Genomic DNA, 26,656 nt, shown 5'->3' with positions numbered 1-26,656 from the left:
CACCAGCCCCGTATTCCCACACGAAAGATCCCGGGCCATGTCTGAGACAACAGGTGCTTCCTACGCCGCGGCGGGCGTCGACATCGAAGCCGGTGACCGCGCCGTCGAGCTGATGAAGGAGTGGGTGAAGAAGACGCAGCGCCCCGAGGTCGCGGGCCTCGGCGGCCTGGGCGGTTTCGCCGGCCTCTTCGACGCCTCGGCGCTCAAGCGCTACGAGCGCCCGCTGCTCGCCTCCGCCACCGACGGTGTCGGCACGAAGGTCGATCTGGCCCGCCAGATGGGCGTGTACGACACCATCGGGCACGACCTCGTCGGCATGGTCGTCGACGACCTGGTCGTGTGCGGCGCGGAGCCGCTGTTCATGACCGACTACATCTGCGTCGGCAAGGTGCACCCCGAGCGTGTCGCGGCCATCGTGAAGGGCATCGCCGAGGGCTGTGTCCTCGCGGGCTGTGCGCTGGTCGGCGGCGAGACGGCCGAGCACCCGGGTCTGCTGGGTCCGGACGACTTCGACGTCGCGGGCGCCGGCACGGGTGTGGTCGAGGCCGACCTGCTGCTGGGCCCGGACCGTATCCGCACGGGTGACGCCGTGATCGCCATGGCGTCCTCCGGTCTTCACTCGAACGGGTACTCGCTGGTGCGCCACGTGGTCTTCGACCGCGCGGGCTGGACCCTGGACCGCCAGGTCGAGGAGTTCGGCAGGACGCTCGGCGAGGAGCTGCTGGAGCCGACCAGGATCTACTCCCTGGACTGCCTGGCGCTGACCCGCACGACCGAGGTGCACGCCTTCAGCCACGTCACCGGCGGTGGCCTGGCCAACAACCTGGCCCGGGTCGTCCCGGACGCGCTGCACGCCACGGTCGACCGGTCCACCTGGACCCCGGGCGCCGTCTTCGACCTGGTCGGCCGGGCCGGACAGGTCGAGCAGCTGGAGCTGGAGAAGACGCTCAACATGGGCGTCGGCATGATCGCGGTCGTCCCGGCCGACTCGGTGGACGCGGCTCTGACGACGCTGGCCGACCGGGGTGTCGACTCCTGGGTCGCCGGTGAGATCACCGAGCGCGGCGACCACGCCACGGGCGCCGCGCTGACCGGCAGCTACGCGCGGTAGGACGTCATGACCCGCCGGTCCGGCACCTCGACGGACCGGCGGGGCCGCGTCACCGGGCCCGCCGGCCATCGACGCGGGAACGATCCGCGCCCGGACAGCACAGAACCCGGTCCGGGCGGGCCCGGACCGGGTCGATGTGTCAGCGCGAGGTCAAGCGCCGCGGCGCTGTGACGACGGACCGGACTGGTCGTCCTGGTCCGCGTCCTCGTCGTCGTTGTACAGATCCGCGTACTGTGCGTACGGGTCATCTTCCTCGTCGTCGTCCTCGAACGGCTCGGCGTTCGGTGGTTGACTCGAAGGCGATGCGCCCAGCTCATTGGCCAGACGCGACAGGTCAGTCCCGCCGCTGCTGTACTTCAGCTGGCGGGCGACCTTGGTCTGCTTGGCCTTTGCCCGGCCGCGCCCCATGGCTCGACCCCCTCGGTGACGGGGCTCGACGGCCCCAGAGTCTTGACACGCGTTCATGTTTCGGGACGGACTCTCGGCAGAGAGACCGCGCCCGTGGCTTTAACCGTACCTGCTTCCTCGGCCCTACGGTACGCCGCCCGCGTCACGCGCCGCCGAGCAGGACCGACGAGGTGCCCTTCCTCGCTGGTCAACCCTGATTTTAACCTCTTGCGGACGGCCGACCCGCCGACCCGAGTGAGTCTTGTCTCCCCGTGGACCACGGGCCTGCTGACGCACGTGCAGGGCCCCGTCACCGGCCTTCGCGTACGGCTCGGTGACGGGGCCCGGACACCTCGGCGACGGGTCAGGGACGACGGGCGTCCGCCATCCGCTGCTCGGCGATCCGGTCGGCCGCAGCGGCCGGCGGAATCCCGTCCGCCTTCGCACGTGCGAATATGGCCAGCGTGGTGTCGAAGATCTTCGTGGCCTTCGCCTTGCACCGCTCGAAGTCGAAGCCGTGGAGCTCGTCGGCGACCTGGATGACGCCGCCGGCGTTCACCACGTAGTCCGGCGCGTACAGAACCGATCGGTCGGCAAGGTCCTTCTCGACGCCCGGGTGCGCGAGCTGGTTGTTGGCCGCACCGCACACCACCTTCGCGGTGAGCACGGGCACCGTCGTGTCGTCGAGCGCCCCGCCGAGCGCGCAGGGCGCGTAGATGTCGAGGCCCTCGGTGCGGATCAGCGCGTCCGTGTCCGCGGCGACGGAGACCTCGGGGTGCAGGTCGGTGATCCGGCGTACGGACTCCTCGCGGACGTCCGTCACGATGACCCGGGCGCCGTCGCTCAGCAGGTGCTGGACCAGGTGGTGGCCGACCTTGCCCACGCCCGCGACACCGACCGTGCGGCCGCGGAGGGTGGGGTCGCCCCACAGGTGCTGGGCGGAGGCCCGCATGCCCTGGAAGACACCGAAGGCGGTGAGGACGGAGGAGTCGCCGGCGCCTCCGTTCTCGGGGGAGCGGCCGGTGGTCCAGCTGCACTCGCGGGCGACGACGTCCATGTCGGCGACATAGGTGCCGACATCGCAGGCGGTCACGTAGCGCCCGCCCAGGGAGGCCACGAACCGGCCGTAGGCCAGGAGCAGTTCCTCGGTCTTGACCAGGCCCGGATCGCCGATGATGACGGCCTTGCCGCCGCCGTGGTCGAGGCCGGCCATGGCGTTCTTGTACGACATGCCGCGCGACAGGTTCAGCGCGTCCGCGACGGCCTCGGCCTCGGAGGCGTACGGATAGAAGCGGGTCCCGCCGAGGGCCGGGCCCAGGGCCGTGGAGTGGAGGGCGATGACGGCCTTGAGGCCGCTGGCGCGGTCCTGGCAGATCACGACCTGCTCGTGGCCGCCCTGGTCCGAGTGGAACAGGGTGCGCAGCACATCGACGGGTACGCCGGTCACATCGGTCACGGTGGTGACTCCCAAGTACGAAGCGGCGGAAGACCCTCCTGACGGTGGGGAGGGTCCCGGACCGACCGGAACCGGCCGGACGGCTGGGCACGAGCGTAAGTCCTCCCGGCGGGCGGATCTGTTCCGCTCCCCCGGATCACCCCCCGGTGGAGTACGGCCGTGACACGATCTACGCATGTCGGTGGTGTCTTCGGTGCTCGTCCCTTACGCGTCCTACCTGCGGGTGTACGAGCCGCTCGCCGCCTTCCGCGAACCCGAGCGGGGTCACTGGACGCGCTACGCACGGCGTGCGGACCTTCCCACGGCGCAGGACGAACTGCGCCGGTCGCTCGCCGGCCTGGTCCCCACCCCGCCGGTCGCGGTGCCGGTGCGGGAGAGCGGGGACGCCTTCGTCGCGGTGCTCGACGGGGTGCTCTGTGTGTGTCCGTGGCGGACCCGGATGCGCGGCTGGCTGGCGATGAGCGAACTGGGGGGTCTGTTTCCGGCCACCGTGCTGGACGCCGTGCTGCCCCCGGTGGTGCGGGGCGAGGCGACGGCGGACTACGAGCGGTGGGCCGAGCGGAACCCGGACGCCCGTCCCTGGATCAGGACCACGCTGTGGCACGTCCCGGTGCGCTGGTTCGTCCTGTTCGACGACGAGGAGCGGGAGTGCGTGACCGACGGCGCCGCCGACCGCCGGCTGATGCGCTACCGGACCCCGATGGTGCAGGCGCGGCGCCGGCTGGCCCGTGCGCTGCGGACCCTGCGGGAGACCGTCGACGAAGGGCCGCTGACCGAGGGGCTGGTGGAGGTGGGCCGTTGGCTGGAGGAGTTCCACCCGCGTTCCCTGGTCGAGCTGGACTACGGCGGCCTCGTCCACGCCCTGAGCGGCGAGCACCTCGTCGGCGACCGGTCGGCCGCGGACGTGGCGGAGGGCATCGCGGCGCTGCGTGACGGGGACCACGACGCGGCGGGCGTGGCCTACGGGCGTCTCGCGGAACGCTGGCGGGCGGTGCGCGACCTACAATCCTCCAACTAGCCCGAAGCGGTGCCAATGACGATGCTTCATCGCATAGAGCCGCTATCCGCAGGGAAGAGACATCTTGTGAGGTGTCCGACATCGGTGGGCACCGAGGAGGCCCTGCGGAGGTGAACGAGGATGTCCTGAGAGAAACTGACGGACCGTGAACCCGGTCCAGGTGTGACGCGTGCGACAGGTGGGGCGAGAATGTCCCTTCGGGCCCGCGGGACCTAGGTCCCGAACCGGGCCTTTGCCTCAAGCGTGATGGATAGCACTAACGGGGCCCTTGCGCCCTTCCCTACTCCTTATGTCAAAATAGGACAAGGAGTCCGGGGAGGACTCTGTCCGCCCAACTATGGGCGGAAAGCTCGGTATTGCATGCTCTGGGGGGTCTGACGACTTCTGACGACTCCTGGTTGCCCTGTGACTGATCGTTACCGCTGCGTGACTGTCCGCTATGGCATGGTCCATCGGCTTCCGTCGCTGATGAACACCTGGGAGGGCAATTCCATCGGTTTGGCCGACGTGGCTGGACGGATGGTGTAGTTGTAGTGCCGAGGACAAGCCGTTCGTCCTATAACCGACTCGGCCCGCGTCCGTCATTTCGGGCAACGCGGGTCAAGGTGCAGAATTTAGAGGAAAGAACCGAGATGGTTCGGTTCTCCCGAGGAGGCCGCTCATGACCGCTCGCACCCCTGATGCCGAGCCGCTGCTGACCCCGGCTGAGGTCGCCACGATGTTCCGCGTGGACCCGAAGACGGTCACCCGTTGGGCCAAGGCTGGCAAGCTCACGTCCATCCGCACGCTCGGTGGACATCGCCGGTACCGCGAGGCAGAGGTCCGCGCACTGCTTGCGGGTATTCCGCAGCAGCGCAGCGAGGCCTGACACACCCCTGTCGCCGCAGCCGCAACAGGGCGCCGAAGGGTCCCCCAGCCCCCGGTGCTCCGACTCATAGCTCCACACGACGGGTGCCCGCCCCAACGGGTGCCATGCCTGTGACATGCGGGTACGTCGTTCGATCGCGCTGGACTCCGCCGGGTCCAGCGCGATCTTTTTGTGTCCCGAGGTGTCTCGATGTGCCCCGATGTGTCGCGGAGTGTCCTGGCGTGCACGGGGGATGGCGAGGGGTGTCCGGGGAGGTGTCCGCCCGGTCCTCCGGGGTCGCGGGAGCCGTCCCGGCCGGCGTCTCGGGGGCCGGGACGGCTCCCGAACCGGCCGACGGGTCGGTTTGCACAGCGGCCGCGTGCGACTCTGAGCGGGGTTGTTCGGGGTTGTTCGCCCGGGTGCCGGGCGTCGTGGGGCGGCTCGGGCGGAACGGTCCGGGATGTACTTTCAGGGCAGTGCAATTGCACATATTAAATTCGCCAGTTGTAGGAAGCGCGTAAGGTCCCCCTTGCCGAAAACTTTTTCGGTGACTCCCGTCACACCGGCGCGGGCCTACCCACTCCCAGGCTGTCACCGCGCGGGGGTGGTCCGCTGCGGCAGATGGTCATGTCGTGGAGGGACTTTCGACCCCGGGGCGGGCGTCGGGGTGATCCCGCCGCGCCTCCCCGGCGGGGGCCGTGCGGTGCCCCGTGCCGGCCCGGGTGGCGTCGTCCGGGGCCTCGGCCGCGTGGGTCGGCGCTCCGGTGGCCCGTGCGAGGGCGTCGGTGGCCGCCTCCCGGCCCGGTGGCGGCCCGGACGCATCGACGGGCTCCCGTTGTCCGTACGGCGCCTGTGGGGCCGTCAGGGGCTCCATGGCGAGCCGCAGCAGGCGGTGGCAGACGGGGCAGCGAGGGGTGAGGTGGCGGTAGCCGGAGGCGGCCGCCAGGTGGGCGCGCAGCAGCGCGCGGGTCTCGTGCCTCTCCGTGGACGCGGGCATGGGCGGCCTCCCGGCGGACCCGGCCGCCCCGCGGCGGGAGGAACAGGGGCGGACTCCGTCCTACGGGAGTACCCCCGCCGGCGTGCACCGTCAAGACGCACGAAAGCCCGGATCCAGGGGATCCGGGCTTTCGTCTACTGCGGTCCTGACGGGATTTGAACCCGCGGCCTCCACCTTGACAGGGTGGCGAGCACTCCAAACTGCTCCACAGGACCTCGTTTTCGCTTCCGGCCTTGCGGCCTGCTGCGAAGCAAGACTGTACAGGAGGTCCGGCGGCCAGGTCGAACTCACTCTGCGTGCGGCCCCCGTCACGGCTCCGCGGGGGCCGGATCAGGGTGCGGCGGCGTCGATCGCCTTCACGATCCGCTTGTCCGAGACGGGCTGCGCGGTGCCCAGCGCGTGCGCGAAGTAGCTCACCCGCAGCTCCTCGATCATCCAGCGGATGTCCAGGACCGCCTGGGGCACGGGCCGTCCCTGCGGGAGCTGTTCGAGCAGCCAGGCGTACTCGTCCTGCATCTCGTGGACCTTCTCCATGCGCGTGGTGTCGCGCTGGACGTTCGTCGGCATCTGCTGGAGCCGGCGGTCCTCGGCGACCAGATAGCGCATCAGGTCGGGCAGCCTGGGCAGCCCGGTCGCGGTGACGAATCCGGGCGGGACGAGGCGGGCGAGGTGGTCGCGCACATCGGTGACGTTGTTGATCAGGACCAGGCTGTTGGTCGTCTTCAGCCGGCGCTCACAGGCCTGCCAGGCCGCCAGGATCTGCTGCACCTGGCCGATCGTGCGGACGGTGAGGTCCACCAGGTCGGCGCGCACCTTGTCGTACAGCTTCCGGAACGACGCCTCGTCCCAGGCCGGACCGCCGTGCGCGGCGATCAGCCGGTCGGCCGCCGCCGTCGCGCAGTCCTCGAACAGCGCCTGGACGGAGCCGTGCGGATTGCGGGACAGCGCCAGCTTCTGCTGGTTGCTGAGCTTGTCCGAGGCGAACTTGGCCGGATGCACCGGGATGTTCAGCAGGATCAGCCTGCGGGTGCCGCGCCACATCGCCTGCTGCTGCTCGGCCTCCGTGTCGAAGAGCCGTACGGCGACGGTCGCGCCCTCGTCGACGAGCGCCGGGTACGCCTTCACCGGCTGGCCGGCGCGGCGGGTCTCGAAGACCCGGTCCAGGGTGCCCAGGGTCCAGTCGGTGAGGCCCGAGCGCTCGACGGACTCACCCGAGGGGCCCGCGGTGGCGGCGGCGGCCTGGGAGAGGGCCTGGCGGGCCTTGGGCCGCAGCCGGATCCGCAGGGCCTCCAGGTCCTTGTCCTCGGCGACCCTCCGCCGCCGCTCGTCGATGACCCGGAAGGTGATCTTCAGGTGGTCCGGCACCCGGGACAGGTCGAAGTCGTCCGCGGTCACCGGGACACCGACCATCCGCTGCAGCTCGCGGGCGAGCGTCAGCGGCAGCGGCTCCTGCAACGGGACCGCGCGGTCCAGGAACTTCGTCGCGTAGTTCGGGGCGGGGACGTAGTGCCGGCGGATCGGCTTGGGCAGCGAGCGGATGAGCTCGGTGACCACGTCCTCGCGCAGGCCCGGGATCTGCCAGTCGAAGCCCTCGGAGGTGACCTGGTTGAGCACCTGGAGCGGGACGTGGACGGTCACGCCGTCGGCGTCGGCACCCGGCTCGAACTGGTAGGTCACCCGGAACTTGAGCTTCCCCTGCCGCCAGGTGTCGGGGTAGTCGTCCTTGGTGACGGCCCCGGCCTTCTCGTTGATGAGCATCGAGCGCTCGAAGTCGAGCGCCTCCGGCTCGTCCCTGCGCTTCTGCTTCCACCAGGAGTCGAAGTGCGCCCCTGAGACGATGTGCTCCGGGATCCGGCGGTCGTAGAAGTCGAAGAGGGTCTCGTCGTCCACGAGGATGTCGCGGCGCCGGGCGCGGTGCTCCAGCTCCTCGACCTCGCCCAGGAGTTTGCGGTTGTCGTGGAAGAACTGGTGGTGGGTGCGCCAGTCGCCCTCGACCAGGGCGTTGCGGATGAACAGGTCGCGCGAGGCCTCCTGGTCGATCCGGCCGAAATTGATCTTGCGCTGGGCGACGATCGGCACCCCGTAGAGGGTCACCCGCTCGTAGGCCATGACGGCTGCCTGGTCCTTCTCCCAGTGCGGCTCGCTGTAGGTGCGCTTCAGCAGGTGCTGGGCGAGCGGCTCGATCCACTCCGGCTCGACCTTGGCGTTGACCCGCGCCCACAGCCGTGACGTCTCCACCAGCTCGGCCGACATCACGAAGCGGGGCTGCTTCTTGAACAGCGCGGAGCCCGGGAAGACCGCGAACTTGGCGCTGCGGGCGCCCAGGTACTCGTTCTTCTCGGTGTCCTTCAGCCCGATGTGCGACAGGAGGCCGGCCAGCAGCGAGGTGTGCACCGCCTGTTCCGGCACGCCCTCGTCGCCCTTGGGCTCCTGGACGTCGATGCCCATCTGCTTGGCGACCGAGCGCAGCTGGGTGTAGATGTCCTGCCACTCGCGGATCCGCAGGAAGTTCAGGTACTCCTGCTTGCACATCCGGCGGAAGCTGGAGGACCCGCGCTCCTTCTGCTGTTCGCGGACGTAACGCCACAGGTTCAGGAACGCCAGGAAGTCCGAGGTCTCGTCCTTGAAACGGGCGTGGTTCTGGTCGGCCTGGGTCTGCTTGTCCGAGGGGCGCTCGCGCGGGTCCTGGATGGAGAGCGCCGCCGCGATCACCATGACCTCGCGGGCGCAGCCGTTGCGGTCGGCCTCGATGACCATGCGGGCCAGCCGCGGGTCGACGGGCAGCTGGGCCAGCTTGCGGCCCAGCGGGGTGAGGCGCTGGCCCCGCTTGTCCTCGTCCGCGGACTTCTCCGGGCGGTCCAGCGCACCGAGCTCCTGGAGCAGCTGCACGCCGTCGCGGATGTTGCGGTGGTCCGGCGGGTCGATGAAGGGGAACTTCTCGATGTCGCCGAGGCCGGCCGCGGTCATCTGGAGGATGACGGAGGCGAGGTTGGTCCGCAGGATCTCCGGATCGGTGAACTCCGGGCGGGTCAGGAAGTCGTCCTCGGAGTACAGCCGGATGCAGACGCCGTCCGACGTACGGCCGCAGCGGCCCTTGCGCTGGTTGGCGCTGGCCTGCGAGATCCGCTCGATCGGCAGCCGCTGGACCTTGGTGCGGTGGCTGTAGCGGGAGATACGGGCGTTGCCCGGGTCGATCACGTACTTGATGCCGGGGACGGTCAGCGAGGTCTCCGCGACGTTGGTCGCCAGGACGATCCTGCGTCCGGTGTGGCGCTGGAACACGCGGTGCTGCTCGGCGTGCGACAGGCGCGCGTAGAGGGGGAGGACCTCGGTGTGCCGGAGGTTGCGCTTGTTCAGCGCGTCCGCGGTGTCGCGGATCTCCCGCTCGCCGGAGAGGAAGACCAGGACGTCGCCGGGGGCCTCGTGGCCGAGCTCGTCCACGGCGTCGCAGATCGCGGTGATCTGGTCGCGGTCGGAGTCGGCAGCGTCGTCGGAGTCCTTCTCCAGCAGCGGCCGGTAGCGGACCTCGACCGGATACGTCCGTCCGCTGACCTCCACGATCGGCGCCTCGCCGAAATGCCGGGCGAAGCGCTCCGGGTCGATGGTCGCCGAGGTGATGACGACCTTGAGGTCGGGGCGCTTGGGCAGCAGCCGGGCCAGGTAGCCCAGGAGGAAGTCGATGTTCAGCGACCGCTCGTGGGCCTCGTCGATGATGATCGTGTCGTAGGCGAGGAGCTCGCGGTCCGTCTGGATCTCGGCGAGCAGGATGCCGTCCGTCATCAGCTTCACGAAGGTCGCGTCCGGGTTCACCTGGTCGGTGAAGCGGACCTTCCAGCCGACGGCCTCGCCCAGCGGGGTCCGCAGCTCGTCCGCGACGCGTTCGGCGACCGTCCGTGCCGCGATCCGGCGGGGCTGGGTGTGCCCGATCATGCCCCGGACGCCGCGCCCCAGCTCCATGCAGATCTTGGGGATCTGCGTGGTCTTGCCCGAGCCGGTCTCCCCGGCGACGATCACGACCTGGTGGTCGCGTATCGCCTCCAGGATCTCGTCCTTCTTCTGGCTGACCGGAAGCTGCTCCGGGTACGACAGCGCGGGCACCCGGGCGGCGCGCCCTGCGAGCCGCCCGGCCGCCTTCCCGGCCTCGGCGGAGATCTCGTCCAGTACGGACTGGCGGGCCTCCGGCTTGCGGATGCGGCGGGCACCCTCGAGACGGCGGCCGAGCCTGTGCGCGTCGCGGAGCGAGAGCTGCCCGAGCAGGGACTGGAGATCGGCGAAGGAAGTAGACATACGGACACCAGGATCTCACCCGCGCGCGAGGAGTGGCGAACCTATTTCGGCGCGGGCCGTGTCGCACCGCTTCCGGGGCGCCCGGTGGCACCGTTTCCCGGACGCCCCGGCCCCGGGGCAGTCACCGAGCGGGAGCGTGCGATCGCAGGGCGTACCATTCCCGGCAGCCGATCACCCGCGCCCGCACACGGCGGTCCCGTGCCCGGGATGTGCCCGCATCCGCCGGGCACCGGGACGCGGGCGGGCCCGGCGCACCCTGCCCCGTGGAGATCCCGCGGAGTCCGTCCGTCCCCGCATCCCCGCCGGAGCGCCGCATGACCACGCCCCCTCGCCCCTCGCCCGCCGCGACGAAGCCCGCCGCGACGAAGCCCGCCGCGAAGAGGCCGGCCTCGAAGTCCGCCACGAAGCCGGTGCTCCTCGGCCTGGTCGTCGTCCTGGCCGCCGGCCTCCTCGGCTTCGTCTCCTACCGGGCCACCGCCCCGGACGGACCGGGCTCCGGGACCACGGCCGCCGTGCCGGACGGCGTCCGGCGGGAGGCGGCCGGACTTGCCCGGCGCGACGCGGACGACGAGCAGGCGCTGGGCGCCACCGACGCCCCCGTCGTCCTCATCGAGTACGCCGACTTCCAGTGCGGCTACTGCGGGAAGTTCGCCCGGGACACCGAACCCGAACTGATCAGGAAGTACGTCGACGACGGCGTCCTGCGCATCGAGTGGCGCAACTTCCCGATCTTCGGCGAGGCGTCCGAGGCCGCCGCCCGCGGCTCCTGGGCGGCGGGCCGGCAGGGCCGCTTCTGGGCCTTCCACCGGGCCGCGTACGCCGAGGACGCCAAGGTGAAGGGCTTCGGCGCGGACCGCCTCAGGGACCTCGCCCGGCAGGCGGGCGTGCGGGACCTCGACCGCTTCGCCCGGGACGCCGCCGGCGCGGCCGCCGGCGAGGCCGTCGGCGCCGACCGGCAGGAGGCGTACGGGATCGGTGTCACCTCCACCCCGTCCTTCCTCATCAACGGCCGCCCCCTGGCCGGCGCCCAGCCGCCGGCCGTCTTCATCCGGGCCATCGAGGCGGCGGCGGAGGACGCGCACGTGGGCAGCGCCGGGAACCCCGCGAAGTGACCCCGGACCTCGGCTACTTCGCGGCCCTGCTCGGCGGTCTGCTCGCCCTGGTCAGCCCGTGCAGCGCCCTGCTGCTCCCGGCCTTCTTCGCGTACTCCGTCGGCTCCGCCGCACGGCTGCTGGGGCGCACCGGCGTCTTCTACGCCGGGCTCGCCACCACCCTCGTCCCGCTCGGCGCCGCCGGCTCGTACGCCGGACGGCTCTTCTACGGGCACCGTGACGCGCTGGTGCTCGGCGCGGGCTGGCTGATCATCGGGCTCGGTCTCGCCCAGATCGCCGGGCTGGGCTTCGCCTCCCGGCGGATCGCCGCGCTCAGCGGCCGGATCCGGCCCACCACCGCGCTCTCCGTCTACGCCCTCGGCGCGGTCTACGGCCTGGCGGGCTTCTGCGCCGGTCCCGTCCTCGGCAGCGTCCTGACGGTGGCCGCGGTCAGCGGGAGCCCCGTCTACGGCGGACTGCTGCTGGCCGTCTACGCCCTGGGGATGGCCGTCCCGCTGTTCGTGCTCGCCCTCCTCTGGGAGCGCTGCGACCTGGGCCGCCGGGCCTGGCTCCGCGGCAGGCCGCTGCGCGTCGGCCGCCTCCGGCTGCACAGCACCTCGCTGGTCTCCGGCCTCCTCTTCGTCGGGCTCGGGACGCTGTTCCTCGCGTACGACGGGACGACCGCGCTGCCCGGACTGCTGGACGTGGACGCGTCGTTCGCCGTCGAGCAGTGGGCCCAGCGGCTCGGCGGGCGGGTGTCCGACGCGGCGGTGCTGGCCGTGGTGGCGGCCGTGGCGCTGCTCGCACTGACCGTCCACGCGGTGCGGCGGTACCGCGTGGGCCGGGCGGGGGCGGACTGAACGGCCCCCGACGGCACGCCGAAGGCCCCGTCCGGGGACGGGGCCTTCGGGTGGTGGCTGGGGCCGGGATCGAACCGGCGACCTATCGCTTTTCAGGCGATCGCTCGTACCAACTGAGCTACCCAGCCACGCAGCCCGTGAGGGCTGCAGCGGTCCTGACGGGATTTGAACCCGCGGCCTCCACCTTGACAGGGTGGCGAGCACTCCAAACTGCTCCACAGGACCTCGTGTGCGGGACAAGTCTCGCACACGGTCAAGCGTGCCCCCAACGGGATCCGCACCCGGCATCGTTACGTCGCTGACCTGTGCATACACGCGGTCGCCCGAGGGCTGCGCCATTCCGTGCGCTCCTCGGCCCCGCTCGACACCGCCCGCGTGCGGACAGGCCGGACAGGCACAGGGGACTGTGTGACCGCAGGGATCGGATCCGTCGCCTCCGCCGACGGTCGCCCGGCGGCCCGGCCGCCCGTCCGGGACGACCTCGACGTGCACCAGGCCACCGCCGTGCGGGAGTCCGCCACGCCTGGGTCCGGCTCACCGTCCACCGCCTCCTTCGACGCGGCCTCCTCCACCCCGTCGAAGGAATCCAGCCACTCCTCGTACGCGGCCGGTGCTCCGACGTCGCTTTCCGGTCCCCGACCACGTCATCCGGCGCATCCGGCACGACCTGTGCCGCGCCCCGTACCGCCGCCACCTCGCGGACAGCCCTGCCGTCGGGCCCGCCCGAGCTGCCTCATGGCATCGCGAGTTCAACTTCAGTAGGAAATAACTTCATTTCTCTGTCTTGTGCTTGCGCATGAAAGGCGACTGCGGGGAGCGGGGCGGAGGTGTCTCCTTCCGAGTCGCCCAAGGGCCTTCCAGCCACTGCGGGGAGAAGGGGAAGGTTCATCGTCCCTCTATCGACCCAGGGAGAGTACGATCACATTATTTAAATGCGCGTCGGGTATGACGAGCTGGTGCGGAACTGATGGGCAAGTCCGTTTTCTGGCGGGCTGCTTCGCTCGGAAAGGCGGTATGTGCATGCGCGACGGCAACTCGGCCGGGATGCGTGAGGATCCGGAGCGGCGCGGGAACGGGACGTCACGGTCATGGTGGTCGCGTGAGGCGGGCAGCCGTCGGTGCCCGATCCGTTCGTTCACGCACGGCCTGACTGTGGATTCGGGCACGGCCCTGTGAGGCCCGCCGATGCCGGTCCGTGTCCGTGAAGGTCTTTTCTTTTTCAACAGTTCGAACCTGCTCGACCCGTGCGGCTCGGTTTTTCCCTTGGCGTCAGATGCGGGCACAACGGGAGGGAAGAGTCCTTGATGTCCTCGGTCCGCCTCAGGTGAGCAACCGACGATGGCGTCGGCCGGTATAAGCGCCCTGATTCCAGCGGCCCTTGGTGTTTCCGTCAATGACCTTGATTTCGCGGTCCGCCCCGAAGAGGGTGGCCTGTTCCGAAAAGAGGTGCACGCATGGCCCGACCGGTCGACGAGCTCAGGACGACACGAACGGGAGCGCGGGGAACCAGCACGGTGGTACGGAATGGATGGGTGCCATGAGCGATGATCAGAACATCTGGGAAGCGGCCCGGCCGTTCGACGACTGGGCTCTCAGCTCGATGCAGGCCCGGATACTGGAGGGCGTTGCCGCGGGGTACTCCAGCGGCCGGCTCTCGCGGGAGCTGTTCCTCAGTTCGAAGACCATCGACTACCACGTGCGCGTCATGTCGGACAAGTTACAGGCGCCGAACCGTGTCGCACTGGTTTCGAGGGCGTACGTCCTCCGGATACTGCGAGCGGATTCGTGGCCTCCGCGCATCGCGCGGGAGACCGTGGACTGACCTCGGCCGACGTCGCGCACGAGGGCGGGGGACGGCTCGTCCGCACCCAGGGGGCGCGAGGGGTCCGGTCGCGGAGATCCGCTCGATCGGGAACGCGCGGATCTCCTCGGCGGTCGGCTCGTCCGGCCGCTCCGGGGCGGGCACGGTCCGGCGGCGCCCGGTCGGACGGTGCCCCTGCCCGGTTGCGGTGGGCGGCCGCGGCCCCTCACCGCATCCGTTGAGGGAGGGAGGCCCGGCGCGAAGCCGGGCCGGCCGACGGCCTCGGAGCGGTCACGGCTCGTCCGGCACCCCGGTCAGCCGCCCGGGTGGCGAGAACACGATGTCCTCGGTCGCCACCCGTTCCACGGTCGTGTCCGAGTACCCCAGTTCGGCGAGCCGGACGAGCAGCTGGTCGACGAGGATCTCCGGTGCGCTCGCCCCGGCGCTCACGCCGACGGTGCTCACGCCGGCCAGCCAGGTGGGATCGAAGTGGGTCACGTCCGGCACCAGTTCGGCCCTGCCGCCGAGCCTGCGAGCCACCTCGACCATCCGGATCGAGTTGCTGGAGTTGGTCGAACCGACCACCAGCACCAGGTCGCACCGGTCCACGACGGCCCGGATGCCGTCCTGGCGGTTCTGGCTCGCGTAGCAGATGTCGTCGGTGGCGGGCCCGCGCAGATCGGTGAACCTGCGCCGGAGCACGGCGATGACGTCCCTGGTCTCGTCCACCGAGAGCGTGGTCTGGGTGAGGAAGGCGACCGGAGCGTCGGCCGGCAGGTCCAGTGCCTCCGCGTCCTCGACCGTCTCGACGACGACCGTCCGGTCGGGTGCGTGCCCGTAGGTGCCCTCGACCTCCTCGTGGTCCGCGTGCCCGATCAGCAGCAACGTCCGCCCGTCGCGGGCGAACCGGAGGGCCTCCTGGTGCACCTTGGCCACCAGGGGGCAGGTCGCGTCGAGCACGTCCAGCCCACGTGCCTCCGCGTTCCGCCGCACCTCGGGGGAGACACCGTGCGCGGAGAAGACACACACCGCGCCCTCCGGCACCTCCTGCTCGGAGTCGACGAACCGGACACCGCGGCGCTGGAACTCGTGCACCACGTGGTGGTTGTGCACGATCTCCTTGCGGACGTAGATCGGCGCTCCGTGCTGTTCCAGCGCGAGGTCGATGATGGCTATCGCCCTGCGCACACCGGCACACAAACTCCGTGGCTCGGCCAGCAGGATCTGTTTACCTCCGCTCATTTCCACTCCGTTCGATGTCGTGGAGTCCGCGTCGGAACGCCTGGCTCGCGTTGCCGGAGTACGGCTCGGGTGCCGCCCGGCGGATACCAACCGCAGGCTAGTCCAATCCAGTCCTCGTGCAGCGTTCTTTGGGGTTTTTCCTAAACTCGAAGATGCTCACACTGCGTCGTTGACACGACCAGAGCCGACCTTCAGGATGAGATCAAATAGTTGCCACCCGATTTCGGAAGGAATCAAGATTCCGGATTCATCGGGGCGGCTCTGCAATGAGTACATGGCGCTGCTTGCGAGGAATCCGGTCCGGCGGCCCTCGTCACACCACGCTTCCTCGCCAACGTCGTCGGCATCTGAGCTCTGGAGAAGTGGCCGTGTCAAATCTTTCAACTTCACCTCTGGCAGCGCTGGACCCCCAGGACGAGGTCAGGATAGTCGGCCAGTACTACGACGATAAAACGGCCAAGCTTGTCCGCAAGTACGGGCCCGGTCCCAGGATTCACTATCACGTGGGTTACTACCCCACGTTTGAAACGCCCTCGCACGCCGACGACGCGACGCCGGATTCCATTCGCCAGAGCATCCGGGTCCATCAGGAAGGTCTGCTGCGGCACGCGGCCAAGATCTGGGGTGCCGAGCACCGGCTGTCGGGGAAGGTCCTGGACGTCGGCTGCGGTCTCGGCGGGGGCGCGCTCTTCTGGGCGCAGGAATACGGCGCCGACGTCACGGCGGTCACCAACGCGCCGGAGCACGCGCCGGTCGTCGAGGGATTCGCGCGGGAGTGCGGCCTGGAGGGGAGGGTCCGGACCCTCGTCAGCGACGCGAACCAGTTCACCGTGGACGACGGCCCCTACGACGCCGCGGTGGCGATCGAGAGCAGCGGGTACTTCAACCGCGCTCAGTGGTTCCAGCGTCTGGCGCACGCGCTTCGTCCCGGCGCGAGCGTGTGCGTCGAGGAGGTGTTCACCACCCGACCGCGCGGGGCCGATGTGTGGGCGGAGTACTTCTACACCAAGCCGGCCACGGTGCTCGAATACGTGGAGGCCGCGAAGGCCGCGGGCTTCGAACTGGTCGATGACATCGATGCCACGGCCGAGACCGCCGCGTTCTGGGACGAGAGTGCCGCCTGGACGAAGGCCGTGCTGGACAGTGACGACAGCCTTACCGCGGTCGAACGCAGGCAGATGAGGATCTCGCTGCTGGCGAACCAGGCGCAGGGCGCCGAATGGCGGGCCGGTGGATTGCGGCTGGGCTTCCTGCGCTTCGAGTTGAACACGTGAGCATGGCTGTCCGTGGTTCTCGGTCGACCGCGCAGAAGCGGGGCTGAGCTTTCCCGGCCCGGGCCTGTGGACTCCTTCGAGGTGACTCCCGGATCCAAGGCCGGCCGACCGAGTCCTCACCGCGGTGGTTCGCGGTCGATCCGCAGGACCGGTGGTGGCGTACCAGCACGATCATTCGCGGGCTCACCGACGGCGGGGCGGAACCGCCGTCGGTGTCCCGCGGCTTTCACAACGACACGGAGTTATTCATGACGATCGAGCAGCCTCCCACGCACAGCGACGACGTCCGTAACGTGTACGACGGGTTCGGCCGGGTCTACGGCTCCGTGTGGGGTCCCAACATCCACTACGGCTACTGGGAGAACGACGCCGACGACAGCTCGGTCGAGGTGGCCACCGACCGCCTGACCGACCTGATGATCTCGGGTCTCGACGCGCGGGCCGGGCAGCGGGTCCTGGACATCGGCTGCGGCATCGGCCACCCCGCGCGGCGGCTCGTCCGCGCTGCCGACGTGAACGTCGTGGGCATCACCATCAGCCACATCCAGGCGGCGGAGGCCACACAGCACACCGTCGAGGCCGGGCTCGCCGACCGGGCCACGTTCCAGTTCGCGGACGCGATGGACATGCCCTTCCCGGACGGCTCGTTCGACGCTGCCTGGGCCTTCGAGTCGATGTGGCACATGCCCGACCGCAGCCAGGTGCTCTCCGAGGCCGCCCGCGTCCTGCGCCCCGGGGGCCGCCTCGCCGTCGCCGACGTCATCCAGCGCGACCCGGTCAGTCCCGAGGGGCAGGTGGTCCTGGACCACGTCTGCGCGAACTACGGGGTGAGCTCGCTGGGCACCATGGACGAATACCGGACGGCTCTGGCCGCCAACGGCTTCGTCGACGTGGAGATCCGCGACATCACCGACCACGTCATCCGGACCCTCGGGCTCATGGCCGACGCCTTCGAGACCGTCAGCGACAAGCTCGCCGATCTGGTCGGCAAGGAACAGGCCGACTCGCTCATCGACTTCGTGCGCAGGTTCGGGTCCATCCCGGAGAGCGGCTATGTCTACGTGACCGCGGTCCGCGCCTGACCGCGGTCACCGGTCCGGCGGCACCTGGACGAGGTGCCGCCCCGCCCACCCTCGGCCTGCGTCACGTCCGGCGCAGGCCGAGAGGGCTGTCCTGACGCACCTCGACCCCGGGGAACCCCGGCGTGGACGGGGGCCGCTCTCCACCCGCCGCGCGCGCCGCCGGGCCGGTCCGCGGCCGGCCACCACCCGTCGGACCGTCTCCTCACTGCCGTACCCGCAACTCCGTGAGCGCCCGCAGCGGGAACACCGGCCGGTGGTGCGGCGGAGTCCCCGGCGCGAGCGTCAGCCCCGGCATCCTGGCGGCGACGGCCTGAATCGCGATCTCCAGTTCCGCGCGGGCGAATCCGGCTCCGAGGCAGAAATGGATGCCGTGCCCGAACGCGAGATGCGTGGCGGACCCGCTGTCCGGACGGAACGCGGCCGGACACGCGTGAGAACGGCTGTCCCGGCCGGCCGCTCCGTACAGGAGGAGCAGCCGGCTCCCCGCGGTCAGGGGGACGTCACCGACCACCACGTCGCGGGTCGCGGTCCGGTACATGCCCGCCAGCGGGCTGTCGAAGCGCAGCCCCTCCTCGACGAGATTCCGTGTGGCGACCTTCCCGTCGGCGACCTCGGCCCAGCCGCCGGGCGACCGGAGTTGCTGGTAGAAGATCGTGCCGAGCGCCTCGGCACAGGTCATGTGTCCCGCGAAGATCAGCGTGGGGACCTGGACGGCGACCTCGTCGGCGGTGAGCGTGCGGCCCGCCTTGCCGTCGTGGAGCAGCTCACTGATCAGATCGTCCTGCGGCGCGGCCAGCCGCTCCTGCACGAGTGAACGGGCGAACGCCCCGAATTCCATGAGTCCGCGGGCGTAGGCGCGCAGGTGCTCCGGATCGGCGTTCTGCTGCGACATCATGAGTTCGATGCGCTGCTCGGACCAGGTGCGGCAGCGGTCGTAGTACTCCTCCGGGACCCCCAGGCGCCGGCAGATCACCTCGAGGGCGTACGGAACGGCGAACCCGGAGATGAGGTCGAACTCCGTCGAGGCCGCGGCACGCTCGGCGAGATCGGTGGCGATCTCGCGGATCGTCGGTTCGAACGCTCTGACCCTGGCCGGCGTGAACCCTGTGTTGAGAATGTCCCGGACCCTGGCGTGCTCGGGCGGGTCCAGCGAGCCGACGGCCACCGCGTCGGCGCCGCGCCAGGTGCGGAACATCCGGCGCACGTCCTCGGGCAACTCCACCGCAGGACGGGGGTTGTGGTCACGCGCCGAGAAGCTCCGGTCGTCCCGCAGCACGGACACCATGTCCTCGCGCCGGGTGACGCACCACGCGCCGAGCAGAGGGGCGTAGAACACCGGCTCCGCGTCTCCGACGTCGGCCAGGAATGAATACGGGTCGTCGCGGTGCGCGCCGTACGGGTCGAAGGGCCTGCCCTCATGCAATTCAACGGAATCGGCTGACGCAGTCATCTCGCCTCCCCAGCTCGTGAAATATTTCCGGCAGTGATCAGTGATGCCGCGGATATCGCTCGGCCTGCCGGAGCCGAGTCGAGCCTGCTCGGCCGGGGGCTTTTCAGAGATCCTGATATGGCCGACCGGGCCGAAGCGCGGCAGTTCCCGCAGCCGGGTCGTCAGCGTGTCGAAGGGCCGCCCGGCCCTTCGTGGGCCTGCTCGACGCGGGCGTGGACCGCGTTGCCGAACAGGGCATCCACGGCGGTCGGTGCAAACCGGGTCGTTCTCCGGAATTCCCGTCCGCCGTCGGGTGACGGCCCGGCGGCCGGACTCGGAGTACGACCTCGGATGCCACCCGGCGGATACCAACCGCAGGCTAGTCCAATCCGGCCCTTGCGCCGCGTTCTTTGGGGTTTTTCCTAAAGTCGAGGATGCTCACACTGCGTCGTTGACATGAGTGGAGGGGGTCGTTGATGATTGTGGCAGGAACGATCATGTAATTTCCGGTGCAGCACTCCGGGTTCAGAATGCGCGTGGACGCGGATGCCTTCTTTCTTTCGGCATGCGGTGATGCCGGGATTTTTACGCGCATACCCAGCACGGTCATTTTCGGTGGTGCAATTCTCGAACCCCATGCGCTCAGGTTCCGGCCAGGAATCAGGAAAGCGCCTGATCGGAGGAGAATCCCGATGAGCGCACTCGACACCTCATCGACCGGGCTCCGGGCCGCCCCGTCGCCGGGGACGGCGCGGTCCACGGTGTGGCCCGTCATACGGCAGCAGGTGTCCGCACTGGAGCCGACCGTGGCCCGGATCTGCTCCTACCACCTCGGCTTCACCGACCGGCACGGTGACCCCAGCGGCGCGGAGGGCGGCAAGCTGACCCGCGCCGGGCTCATGACCGCGGTGGCCGACGGAATCGGGCTGCGGCCGGAGGACGTGCGGTGCCAGGCGGCGGCACTGGAGCTGCTGCACAACTCGACCCTGATCCACGACGACATCATCGACGCGGACGAGCTGCGTCGCGGCCGTCCGGCCGCGTGGACGGTGTTCGGTGCCGGCCCCGCCATCCTGGCCGGGGACGTGTTGCAGGCTCACGGGCTGCGCATGGTCGTCGACGACCCCGGCCCCGGCCGCGCGGAGATCTCCAGCCTGTTCGCCGGGGCCGTCGGCCTCGTTCTCGCGGGCCAGGCCCGCGAGCTCACCGTCAGGCTGGGGCCGGACGCCGGTACCGCCGAGTACGACCGGATCGTGGAGGAGAAGACGTCCGCGCTGCTGGAGTGCGCCCTGGTGACCCCCGCGCTGCGGGCCGGCGGACCGGAGCACGTCCTGGCCGCCCTGCGCGGCGCGGGCAGGCATCTGGGCCTCGCCTTCCAGATCTTCAACGACGTCGAGGACATCTGGGGCGACCCCGCCGTCACCGGCAAGCCCGTCCGGAGCGACCTCCTGCGGCGCAACCCGTCCTTCCCGGTGCTGGCGGCCATGTCCGCCGGGAGTCCGGCCGGCGAACGGCTGCGGCGGTTGTGGCACGCCGACGGGACCACGGCGGCCGACCTGCGGGAGATGGCCGACCTCGTCGAGGAGTCCGGCGGCCGGCACACGGCCGAGCAGCGGTCCCGCGACCATCTGGACGCGGCCCTGGAGCACCTCGGCCGAGCCGGGCTGTCCCCGGGAGCGACCAACGAACTGACCGCCTTGTTCGACCGCATCGTCAACCGCACGCCATGACCCGTAGATCCCGGCAGGGACGGCATTCGGATCGGAGTACATGACCATGGTGGGCTCCCACGCCGGCCCGGCCCCACCCGCCTCCCGCAGCACGTCCGAGCCCTGGGGGCACGCCCTGCCGGGGCGACGCGCTCCCACGCGTCACGGTCGCGCTCGACCAGGGTGTCCGAACCTCGATTCCGGCGGAGGCCGTCAGTGAGTAACCCAGCCCAATTACCTTTCGAGCAGACGAACGTGCTGCAACTCGCGCCAGGCCTGCGCACGCTCCGGTCCCAGGGAGCGGTCCACCGGGTCCGTACGGCCGGGGGCGAGGACGCCTGGCTGGTCACCGGTCACGCCCAGGTGGCGCAGTTGCTCGACGACGACCGGCTCGGCCGCTCGCATCCCGACCCGGGGGCCGCGGCGAAGGACCCCGGGGCGGCGCTCCTCGCCGGCCTGTTGGGCGACCTGGCCACCGACCACCCCCGGATGCGTGCGCTCCTGGAGCCGCACTTCACCTCCGAGCGGATGCTGGCGCTGCGGCCCCGGGTGGAGGAGCTGGCCCGCCGGCTCCTCGACGAACTGGCCGATCGGGAGCGGCCGGTGGACCTGCGCGAGGCGCTGGCGCTGCCCCTGCCGATCCAGGTGATGTGCACGTGGCTGGGCGTGCCCCAGGAGGACACGGACCGGTTCGCCGGCTGGACCCAGGACGCCGCGGACCTCGGGGACCCGGCCAGGTCCAAGCAGGGGCTGGGCGAGTTGTTCGGCTACTGCAGGCAACTCGTCGCCGACAAGCGGAAGAATCCGGGTGATGACGCGATCTCCCGGATCTGCGCGACCGAGGGGGTCGGCGACGACGAGGTCCTCGGACTGACGGCGCTGCTGCTGTTCGGCGGCTACGAGACCACGGCGGCCCGGATCGGCACCTGTACGGCGCTGCTGCTGGCCGACCCCGAGCGCTGGCAGGCGTTGCGGGACGACCCGGGCCTCGTCCCCGCCGCTGTCGAGGAAACCCTGCGGAGGTCGATGCCGAACCCGCACAACGGCGGTATGCCGCGTTACGCGCTGACGGACTTCGAGATCGACGGAGTCACCGTCCGGACCGGCGACTTCGTGATGTTGAACATCATCGCGGCCAACCACGACGAGACGGTCTTCGCCGATCCCGGCCGGATCGACGTCGCTCGCGACACCTCGGGCAGCCTCGTCTTCGGCCGCGGCGCGCACGCCTGCGTCGGCGCGATGCTGGCCCGGACGCAGCTGCAGGTGGTGCTCACGCAGCTCGTCACGTGCTTCCCCACCATGCGCCTGGCGGTCGGTGTGGAGGAGCTGGGACTGCGCCACAACACGCTGATCGGCGGGTTGATCCAACTTCCGGTGACATGGTGATTGAGTCCTGATGCTGCACAAGATATCCACGGACGTCGTGGCGAAGAGTCCGGATTCAGCCCGCGCCTACCTCCTGTTGATGCGACTGGACAGGCCTACGGGGTACGTGCTCTACCTGCTCCCGGGCCTCTGGGCCGTCGTCCTCGCCTCCGACGAACGCCCGGACCTGCTGGCGGTGGTGGTCGTCGCCGTCGCCGCAGTGCTGGTGCGCGGTTTCGCCTGCGCGGTCAACGACGTGGTCGACAAGGACATCGACGCCCGGGTCGCCCGCACCGTGACGCGTCCTGTCGCCTCGGGGACGATCGGTGTCGGGAACGCGCTGCTGTTCGCGGCCGCCCAGGCCGTGGCCGCACTGCTGCTGCTGGCGGTGGCGAACCTGGAGACGGCTCTGGTCGTCGGGGCCTCGTACCCGCTGATCGTCGCGTACCCCTTCATGAAGCGCATCTTCTTCTGGCCCACGGCGTTCCTGGCGCTGGTGATGAGCTTCTACGTGTTCGTCGGCTGGACCGCGGTGACCGGGAGCGCCGACTACCCGGTGGAGGTGTACGGCCTGTACGCCGCCGGAGCCTTCTGGACCCTGATCCACGACGCGATCTACTCCCACCAGGACAAGGAGTACGACCGGAAGATCGGTGTCAGGTCCTCCGCCCTGTTGTTCGGCAGGACCACCAAGGTGTGGCTGGCGCTCTTCGTCGTGCTCAGCGTCGGCGGCGTGCTGTGGGCCGGTTCCCGGACGCCGATCGGCTGGGCGTTCTACGTGATCGTCGTGCTTGCGGGACTCTTCCTCTCCTCCCTGGTCGTACGGGTGGACCTGGATGATCCGAAATCGTGCTGGGACACCTTCGTCGCCAACACCTACTTCGGGTGGATCGTTCTCGCGGGCGTGGTCGCCGGGCAGTTCACATGAGGGATGAGCCACGTATGACGGATTCGATGTGGCAGGGGAGCGGCGTCGACCTGGACGCCTACCTGCACCGGGTGGGCTACCGGGATGAGGTCGCTCCGGACCTCGCCACGCTGCGGGGTCTGCACGCCGCCCACGTCGACGCGATCGCCTTCGACAACCTGGACGCGGTGCTGGGACGGCCGGCGGTGCCACTGGACCTGGACAGCGTCCAGGAGAAGATCGTGCGGCAGGGCCGCGGCGGCTGGTGCCTGGAGCAGGTCGTCCTGGTCGCGGCGGTGCTGGACCGGATCGGCTTCACGTTCTCCGCGTTCGCCGGCAGGACGCGGATCCGCACCGGGAACAAGCTCGGTCCCGCGCTCCACGTCGCCCTGTGCGTGCAGCTCGACGACGGGCCCTGGCTCTTCGATGTGAGCTTCGGCGCGCACGGGCTGCACACCCCGATCCGTCTCGCCGAGAACGCCCGGACGGACGGCGACTGGCCCTTCGACCTGGTGCGGGAACCGAACGGTGAGTACGTACTGCGGTTCCTGCGGCCGGAGGGCACGGCCGAGCTCTACGGTTTCACCACCGACCCGCGCTATCCGTCGGACTTCGAGCTCCTCAACCACTTCTGCCTGACCCACCCGCGCTCGCCGTTCAACCACCGGATGGTCCTCCAGCGCACGCGGCCCGGAGTGAGGCACCTCCTCGCCGGCAGCACGCTCATGGAACTGCGTCCCGCGGAGCCGACGACCGTCCGGGAACTCGACAAGGACGAGCTGCTGTCCGCTCCCGAGAAGATCTTCGGGATCACCCTGGAACCGGGTGACGTCCAGGCGCTCAGGAAAATCTTGGACGGTCCGTGATGCGTACCCTGCTGCTGGACAACTACGACTCGTACACCTTCAACCTGTACCAGCTGATCGCCTCCATCAACGGGCAGGAGCCCGTCGTCGTCGTCAACGACGATCCGGCGCTGTCCGGCCTGCGACTGGAGGACTTCGACAACATCGTCGTCTCACCCGGTCCCGGGGCGCCGCAGAACCCCCGCGACGTCGGCCTCCTCGGCGACCTGCTGCGCCGCACCACGCTCCCCGTGCTCGGCGTCTGCTTCGGCCACCAGCTGATCGCGCACCTGGCCGGAGCGTCGGTGATCGCCGCGCCCGAACCGAGACACGGACACCTCGCCAAGGTCTCCCACGGCGGAGATCCGCTGTTCGCCGGAGTCCCGAGCGAGTTCGTCGCGGTTCGCTACCACTCGCTGTGCGTGCAGGAGCCCCTGCCGGAGGAACTCGTCGCCACCGCCTGGGCGGACGACGGTGTGCTCATGGCGCTGCGCCATCGCGATCTGCCGCAGTGGGGCGTCCAGTTCCACCCCGAGTCGGTCGCGTCCCAGTACGGACGGGAGATCCTGCAGAACTTCGCCGACCTGACCCGCCGGACGCAGCACGGACGCCGGGCGCCCGTCACCGACACCGTGACCGTCACCCCGCCGGCCCGCGAGCTGCCCGACGCGGTCGAGGAACTGGGGATCATCAGCACGGTCGTGGCGACCGCCGCCGATTCCGAGGCCGTCTTCCTCGAGCTCTTCGACGACGTCCCGTACTGCTTCTGGCTGGACAGCAGCCGGGTGGAGCAGGGCCTGTCCCGGTTCTCGTTCCTCGGCGACACCTCGGGTCCGCTCAGCGAGGTCCTGACCTACCGCACCGGCAGCGGGACGGTGGAGGTGCGCGACGCGAAGGGCGTCGACACCGTCTCCGGCAACGTGTTCGACGTCCTCGAACAGCGGCTGCGCGACCGGCGCATACCCGACTCGGACCTGCCGTTCGACCTGAACGGTGGCTACGTCGGCTACTTCGGCTACGAACTCAAGGCCGACTGCGGCGCCACGGCCCGCCACACCGCCGAGACGCCGGACGCCGTCTGGATGTTCGCCGACCGCGTCGTCGCCGTCGACCACCAGGAGGGACTGACCTACCTGGTGGCCGTCCACGACGGGGCGACCCGGCGCGACGCGCAGGAATGGGTGGACCGGACGTCCGCGCTCCTGGCAGGTCTGGACCCGGCCGTCGCGGATCCGCCGCGTGAACCCGCCGTCGGCCCGCCCCCGGACGCCGAGGACCACCTCGTCCGCCACCGCGGCCAGTACCTGGCGGACATCACCGAGTGCCGGCGGCAGCTGAACCGGGGCGAGAGCTACGAGATCTGCCTGACCAACCAGATGCACATGCCGTTCGACGACGACGACACGTCCTTCTACCTGCGGCTCCGCCGGGCGAACCCGGCGCCGTACGCCGCGCTCCTGCGCCTCGGTGACATCGCGGTCTTCAGCTCCTCGCCGGAGCGGTTCCTGCGGGTCGAGCGGGACCGCTCGGTCACCAGCAAGCCCATCAAGGGCACGGCCCCTCGCGACGCCGATCCGGTGCGCGACGCCGAACTGGCCGCCGCCCTCGCCACGAGCGCCAAGACGCAGGCCGAGAACCTGATGATCGTCGACCTGCTGCGCAACGATCTGGGCCGGGTGTGCGAGGTGGGCAGCATCGAGGTCGACCCGTTCCTGGCGGTCGAGAGCTACGAGACCATGCACCAACTGGTCTCCACCGTTCACGGGCGTCTCGCGGATGGGGCAGGCGCGGTGGACTGCGTCCGGCAGTCCTTCCCGGGCGGGTCGATGACCGGGGCGCCGAAGCTGCGCACCATGGAGATCATCGACCGCCTGGAGACCGAGGCCCGGGGCGTCTACTCGGGCGCCCTCGGCTACTTCGGCCTCTCCGGCGGCATGGATCTGAACATCGTGATCCGCACCGCGGTCCGTGTCGGTGACCGGCTGACCATCGGAGCCGGCGGGGCCATCGTCCTCGACTCCGACCCGGACGAGGAGTACGAGGAGATGCTGCTCAAGGCGGCGGCATCGCTCCGCGCCCGGCGTATGCCGACGGTGTCGGACGCGGGCGGCTTGCCGCGATGAGCACGGCGACCGGCCAGGGGGCCTCCCGGTGGTGGGACGCCGACAGCGGATGGACCACGGCCGATTCCTCCGGGACGCTGCTGGTCATCGACTCCTGGCTCGTGGACGAGGGGCGGGTACGGGGCCTCGACCGGCACGCCGGACGCTTCGCGACGGCCTGCGACCGGTTCTCCGGGCCGGGGGCGGAACGGACACACCGGTTCCTGCGCGCGGTCGCCGCGTCGCTGCCCGCGCGAGGCCGCTGGTTCCCTCGCGTCGAACTCGTGGAGACGGGATCGGGAACGCGGCTGCGGATGTGGCTGCGGCCCGCGCCCCCGCGCACCGCGACCGTCCGGTTGTGGACCGCGCCGGGCCCCGACCACCGTCGGCTTCCGGACGTCAAGGGCGCCGACCTGGACCGTCTGACCTCCCTGCGGGCCGCCGCGGCCGAGGCGGGTGCCGACGAGGCGCTGCTGCTCTCGGCGGACGGGCACGTGGTGGAGGGGTCCACCACGAGCATCGTCTGGTGGCGCGGGGACACGTTGTGCGGGCCGCCTCCCGGCCCCGGTCTGCTCCCCGGGATCACCCGCGCCCTGCTCGGCGACTCCGCCGGCACGGCAGGGCACCGGGTCGTCACCGAGCGGGCCACCGTGAACGACCTCACCGGCGTGCCTGTCTGGACGCTGAACGCCCTGCACGGCATCCGGCCCGTCACCCAGGGGCTGGGCCGGTTCCGGGACACGGACGCCGCGGCGGCCGAGCGCTGGCAGTCGCGTCTGGCCGCGCTCGCCGTTCCGGCCGACGCCTCCCTGATTCCTGTGGTGAACCCATGAAGGGGGTTGC

General features: G+C 70.4%; 20 protein-coding genes and 3 tRNA genes. 14 read left to right on the top strand and 9 right to left on the bottom strand.

The features are described 5' to 3' along the window. Window positions 1–37 precede the first annotated feature (37 nt). Window positions 38–1,111 carry a phosphoribosylformylglycinamidine cyclo-ligase gene (purM, locus tag ABZ172_RS12545; RefSeq protein ID WP_356883101.1) on the top strand — a complete coding sequence of 358 codons (1,074 nt, stop codon included), beginning with the start codon at window positions 38–40 and terminating at the stop codon, window positions 1,109–1,111. Window positions 1,112–1,261: 150 nt separating this feature from the next. Here the strand turns inward: purM and ABZ172_RS12540 are convergent, their stop codons facing one another. Both ABZ172_RS12540 and ABZ172_RS12535 read right to left on the bottom strand, forming a co-directional pair. Further along, window positions 1,262–1,519 (bottom strand): DUF3073 domain-containing protein, encoded by a 258-nt coding sequence (locus tag ABZ172_RS12540; protein WP_099173078.1) that lies wholly within the window; start codon window positions 1,517–1,519, stop codon window positions 1,262–1,264. A gap of 343 nt (window positions 1,520–1,862) precedes the next feature. After that, window positions 1,863–2,954, bottom strand: coding sequence for a Glu/Leu/Phe/Val dehydrogenase dimerization domain-containing protein (locus ABZ172_RS12535; protein WP_356883099.1), 1,092 nt, complete (start codon window positions 2,952–2,954; stop codon window positions 1,863–1,865). Window positions 2,955–3,129: 175 nt separating this feature from the next. Between ABZ172_RS12535 and ABZ172_RS12530 the strand changes: the two genes are divergently transcribed. Further along, window positions 3,130–3,972, top strand: coding sequence for a hypothetical protein (locus tag ABZ172_RS12530; protein ID WP_356883097.1), 843 nt, complete (start codon window positions 3,130–3,132; stop codon window positions 3,970–3,972). A gap of 661 nt (window positions 3,973–4,633) precedes the next feature. Beyond that, complete coding sequence (gene bldC / locus ABZ172_RS12525; RefSeq protein WP_003949541.1) at window positions 4,634–4,840, top strand: developmental transcriptional regulator BldC; 207 nt, start codon at window positions 4,634–4,636, stop codon at window positions 4,838–4,840. A 604-nt stretch (window positions 4,841–5,444) separates the two neighbouring features. On the opposite strand, the gene ABZ172_RS12520 is transcribed toward bldC, so the two are convergent. The 3 genes from ABZ172_RS12520 to hrpA form a co-directional block, all read right to left on the bottom strand. Next, a complete protein-coding gene (locus ABZ172_RS12520) occupies window positions 5,445–5,816 on the bottom strand; it encodes a DUF6274 family protein (RefSeq protein WP_356883095.1) in 372 nt (123 codons plus the stop codon). A gap of 140 nt (window positions 5,817–5,956) precedes the next feature. Then, window positions 5,957–6,031, bottom strand: a tRNA-Asp gene (locus ABZ172_RS12515). A 115-nt stretch (window positions 6,032–6,146) separates the two neighbouring features. Continuing rightward, on the bottom strand, window positions 6,147–10,103 hold the full coding sequence (gene hrpA, locus ABZ172_RS12510) for an ATP-dependent RNA helicase HrpA (RefSeq protein WP_356883093.1): 3,957 nt from the start codon (window positions 10,101–10,103) through the stop codon (window positions 6,147–6,149). Window positions 10,104–10,417: 314 nt separating this feature from the next. On the opposite strand from hrpA, the gene ABZ172_RS12505 reads away from it, so the two are divergent. Together ABZ172_RS12505 and ABZ172_RS12500 are read left to right on the top strand one after the other, a co-directional pair. Beyond that, complete coding sequence (locus ABZ172_RS12505; protein ID WP_356883091.1) at window positions 10,418–11,215, top strand: DsbA family protein; 798 nt, start codon at window positions 10,418–10,420, stop codon at window positions 11,213–11,215. Beyond that, window positions 11,212–12,054 (top strand): cytochrome c biogenesis CcdA family protein, encoded by an 843-nt coding sequence (locus ABZ172_RS12500; RefSeq protein WP_356883090.1) that lies wholly within the window; start codon window positions 11,212–11,214, stop codon window positions 12,052–12,054. Before ABZ172_RS12505 ends, ABZ172_RS12500 begins: the two co-directional genes overlap by 4 nt. A gap of 51 nt (window positions 12,055–12,105) precedes the next feature. Here ABZ172_RS12500 and ABZ172_RS12495 read toward each other — a convergent pair. Continuing rightward, window positions 12,106–12,182, bottom strand: a tRNA-Phe gene (locus ABZ172_RS12495). 22 nt (window positions 12,183–12,204) lie between these two features. After that, window positions 12,205–12,279: transfer RNA gene (locus ABZ172_RS12490), tRNA-Asp, on the bottom strand. A 1,312-nt stretch (window positions 12,280–13,591) separates the two neighbouring features. Here ABZ172_RS12490 and ABZ172_RS12485 point away from each other — a divergent pair. Next, complete coding sequence (locus tag ABZ172_RS12485) at window positions 13,592–13,876, top strand: LuxR C-terminal-related transcriptional regulator (RefSeq protein WP_356883088.1); 285 nt, start codon at window positions 13,592–13,594, stop codon at window positions 13,874–13,876. A gap of 270 nt (window positions 13,877–14,146) precedes the next feature. Here the strand turns inward: ABZ172_RS12485 and ispH are convergent, their stop codons facing one another. Next, entirely contained in the window at window positions 14,147–15,097 is a 951-nt protein-coding gene (ispH, locus tag ABZ172_RS12480) for a 4-hydroxy-3-methylbut-2-enyl diphosphate reductase (RefSeq protein ID WP_356883085.1), read from the bottom strand. A 368-nt stretch (window positions 15,098–15,465) separates the two neighbouring features. On the opposite strand from ispH, the gene ABZ172_RS12475 reads away from it, so the two are divergent. Then, a complete protein-coding gene (locus tag ABZ172_RS12475) occupies window positions 15,466–16,371 on the top strand; it encodes a methyltransferase domain-containing protein (protein ID WP_356883083.1) in 906 nt (301 codons plus the stop codon). Between the two features lie 248 nt (window positions 16,372–16,619). Continuing rightward, on the top strand, window positions 16,620–17,453 hold the full coding sequence (locus tag ABZ172_RS12470; RefSeq protein WP_356883081.1) for a methyltransferase domain-containing protein: 834 nt from the start codon (window positions 16,620–16,622) through the stop codon (window positions 17,451–17,453). 202 nt (window positions 17,454–17,655) lie between these two features. Here ABZ172_RS12470 and ABZ172_RS12465 read toward each other — a convergent pair whose 3' ends face one another. Next, window positions 17,656–18,903: a cytochrome P450 gene (locus tag ABZ172_RS12465; protein ID WP_356883079.1), complete on the bottom strand. Its 1,248-nt coding sequence runs from the start codon at window positions 18,901–18,903 to the stop codon at window positions 17,656–17,658. Window positions 18,904–19,574: 671 nt separating this feature from the next. Here ABZ172_RS12465 and ABZ172_RS12460 point away from each other — a divergent pair. From ABZ172_RS12460 to ABZ172_RS12435, 6 genes are all read left to right on the top strand, one after another. Beyond that, on the top strand, window positions 19,575–20,612 hold the full coding sequence (locus ABZ172_RS12460) for a polyprenyl synthetase family protein (RefSeq protein WP_356883077.1): 1,038 nt from the start codon (window positions 19,575–19,577) through the stop codon (window positions 20,610–20,612). A gap of 195 nt (window positions 20,613–20,807) precedes the next feature. Next, the gene (locus tag ABZ172_RS12455; protein ID WP_356883075.1) at window positions 20,808–21,980 is read left to right on the top strand and encodes a cytochrome P450; all 1,173 of its coding nucleotides are present in this window, start codon (window positions 20,808–20,810) and stop codon (window positions 21,978–21,980) included. Between the two features lie 10 nt (window positions 21,981–21,990). Then, entirely contained in the window at window positions 21,991–22,887 is an 897-nt protein-coding gene (locus tag ABZ172_RS12450; protein WP_356883073.1) for a UbiA family prenyltransferase, read from the top strand. 14 nt (window positions 22,888–22,901) lie between these two features. Further along, window positions 22,902–23,732 carry an arylamine N-acetyltransferase gene (locus ABZ172_RS12445; protein WP_356883071.1) on the top strand — a complete coding sequence of 277 codons (831 nt, stop codon included), beginning with the start codon at window positions 22,902–22,904 and terminating at the stop codon, window positions 23,730–23,732. Further along, window positions 23,732–25,834 carry an aminodeoxychorismate synthase component I gene (gene pabB, locus ABZ172_RS12440; protein ID WP_356883245.1) on the top strand — a complete coding sequence of 701 codons (2,103 nt, stop codon included), beginning with the start codon at window positions 23,732–23,734 and terminating at the stop codon, window positions 25,832–25,834. The genes ABZ172_RS12445 and pabB overlap by 1 nt, the downstream gene beginning before the upstream one ends. Beyond that, the gene (locus tag ABZ172_RS12435) at window positions 25,831–26,646 is read left to right on the top strand and encodes an aminotransferase class IV (RefSeq protein ID WP_356883069.1); all 816 of its coding nucleotides are present in this window, start codon (window positions 25,831–25,833) and stop codon (window positions 26,644–26,646) included. The genes pabB and ABZ172_RS12435 overlap by 4 nt, the downstream gene beginning before the upstream one ends. Window positions 26,647–26,656 lie beyond the last annotated feature (10 nt).

This window comes from Streptomyces sp. NPDC006296 (genome assembly GCF_040613235.1).
In the GTDB taxonomy this organism is placed as follows: Bacteria; Actinomycetota; Actinomycetes; order Streptomycetales; family Streptomycetaceae; genus Streptomyces.
This window is presented reverse-complemented; position numbering and strand designations above follow the sequence as displayed.

Coding starts and splice junctions, on each gene's coding strand:
- purM (WP_356883101.1), top strand. CDS start 38: ATGTCTGAGACAACAGGTGCTTCCTACGCCGCGGCGGGCGTCGACATC.
- ABZ172_RS12540 (WP_099173078.1), bottom strand. CDS start 1,519: ATGGGGCGCGGCCGGGCAAAGGCCAAGCAGACCAAGGTCGCCCGCCAG.
- ABZ172_RS12530 (WP_356883097.1), top strand. CDS start 3,130: ATGTCGGTGGTGTCTTCGGTGCTCGTCCCTTACGCGTCCTACCTGCGG.
- bldC (WP_003949541.1), top strand. CDS start 4,634: ATGACCGCTCGCACCCCTGATGCCGAGCCGCTGCTGACCCCGGCTGAG.
- ABZ172_RS12520 (WP_356883095.1), bottom strand. CDS start 5,816: ATGCCCGCGTCCACGGAGAGGCACGAGACCCGCGCGCTGCTGCGCGCC.
- hrpA (WP_356883093.1), bottom strand. CDS start 10,103: ATGTCTACTTCCTTCGCCGATCTCCAGTCCCTGCTCGGGCAGCTCTCG.
- ABZ172_RS12505 (WP_356883091.1), top strand. CDS start 10,418: ATGACCACGCCCCCTCGCCCCTCGCCCGCCGCGACGAAGCCCGCCGCG.
- ABZ172_RS12485 (WP_356883088.1), top strand. CDS start 13,592: ATGAGCGATGATCAGAACATCTGGGAAGCGGCCCGGCCGTTCGACGAC.
- ispH (WP_356883085.1), bottom strand. CDS start 15,097: ATGAGCGGAGGTAAACAGATCCTGCTGGCCGAGCCACGGAGTTTGTGT.
- ABZ172_RS12470 (WP_356883081.1), top strand. CDS start 16,620: ATGACGATCGAGCAGCCTCCCACGCACAGCGACGACGTCCGTAACGTG.
- ABZ172_RS12465 (WP_356883079.1), bottom strand. CDS start 18,903: ATGACTGCGTCAGCCGATTCCGTTGAATTGCATGAGGGCAGGCCCTTC.
- ABZ172_RS12460 (WP_356883077.1), top strand. CDS start 19,575: ATGAGCGCACTCGACACCTCATCGACCGGGCTCCGGGCCGCCCCGTCG.
- ABZ172_RS12450 (WP_356883073.1), top strand. CDS start 21,991: ATGCTGCACAAGATATCCACGGACGTCGTGGCGAAGAGTCCGGATTCA.
- ABZ172_RS12445 (WP_356883071.1), top strand. CDS start 22,902: ATGACGGATTCGATGTGGCAGGGGAGCGGCGTCGACCTGGACGCCTAC.
- pabB (WP_356883245.1), top strand. CDS start 23,732: ATGCGTACCCTGCTGCTGGACAACTACGACTCGTACACCTTCAACCTG.
- ABZ172_RS12435 (WP_356883069.1), top strand. CDS start 25,831: ATGAGCACGGCGACCGGCCAGGGGGCCTCCCGGTGGTGGGACGCCGAC.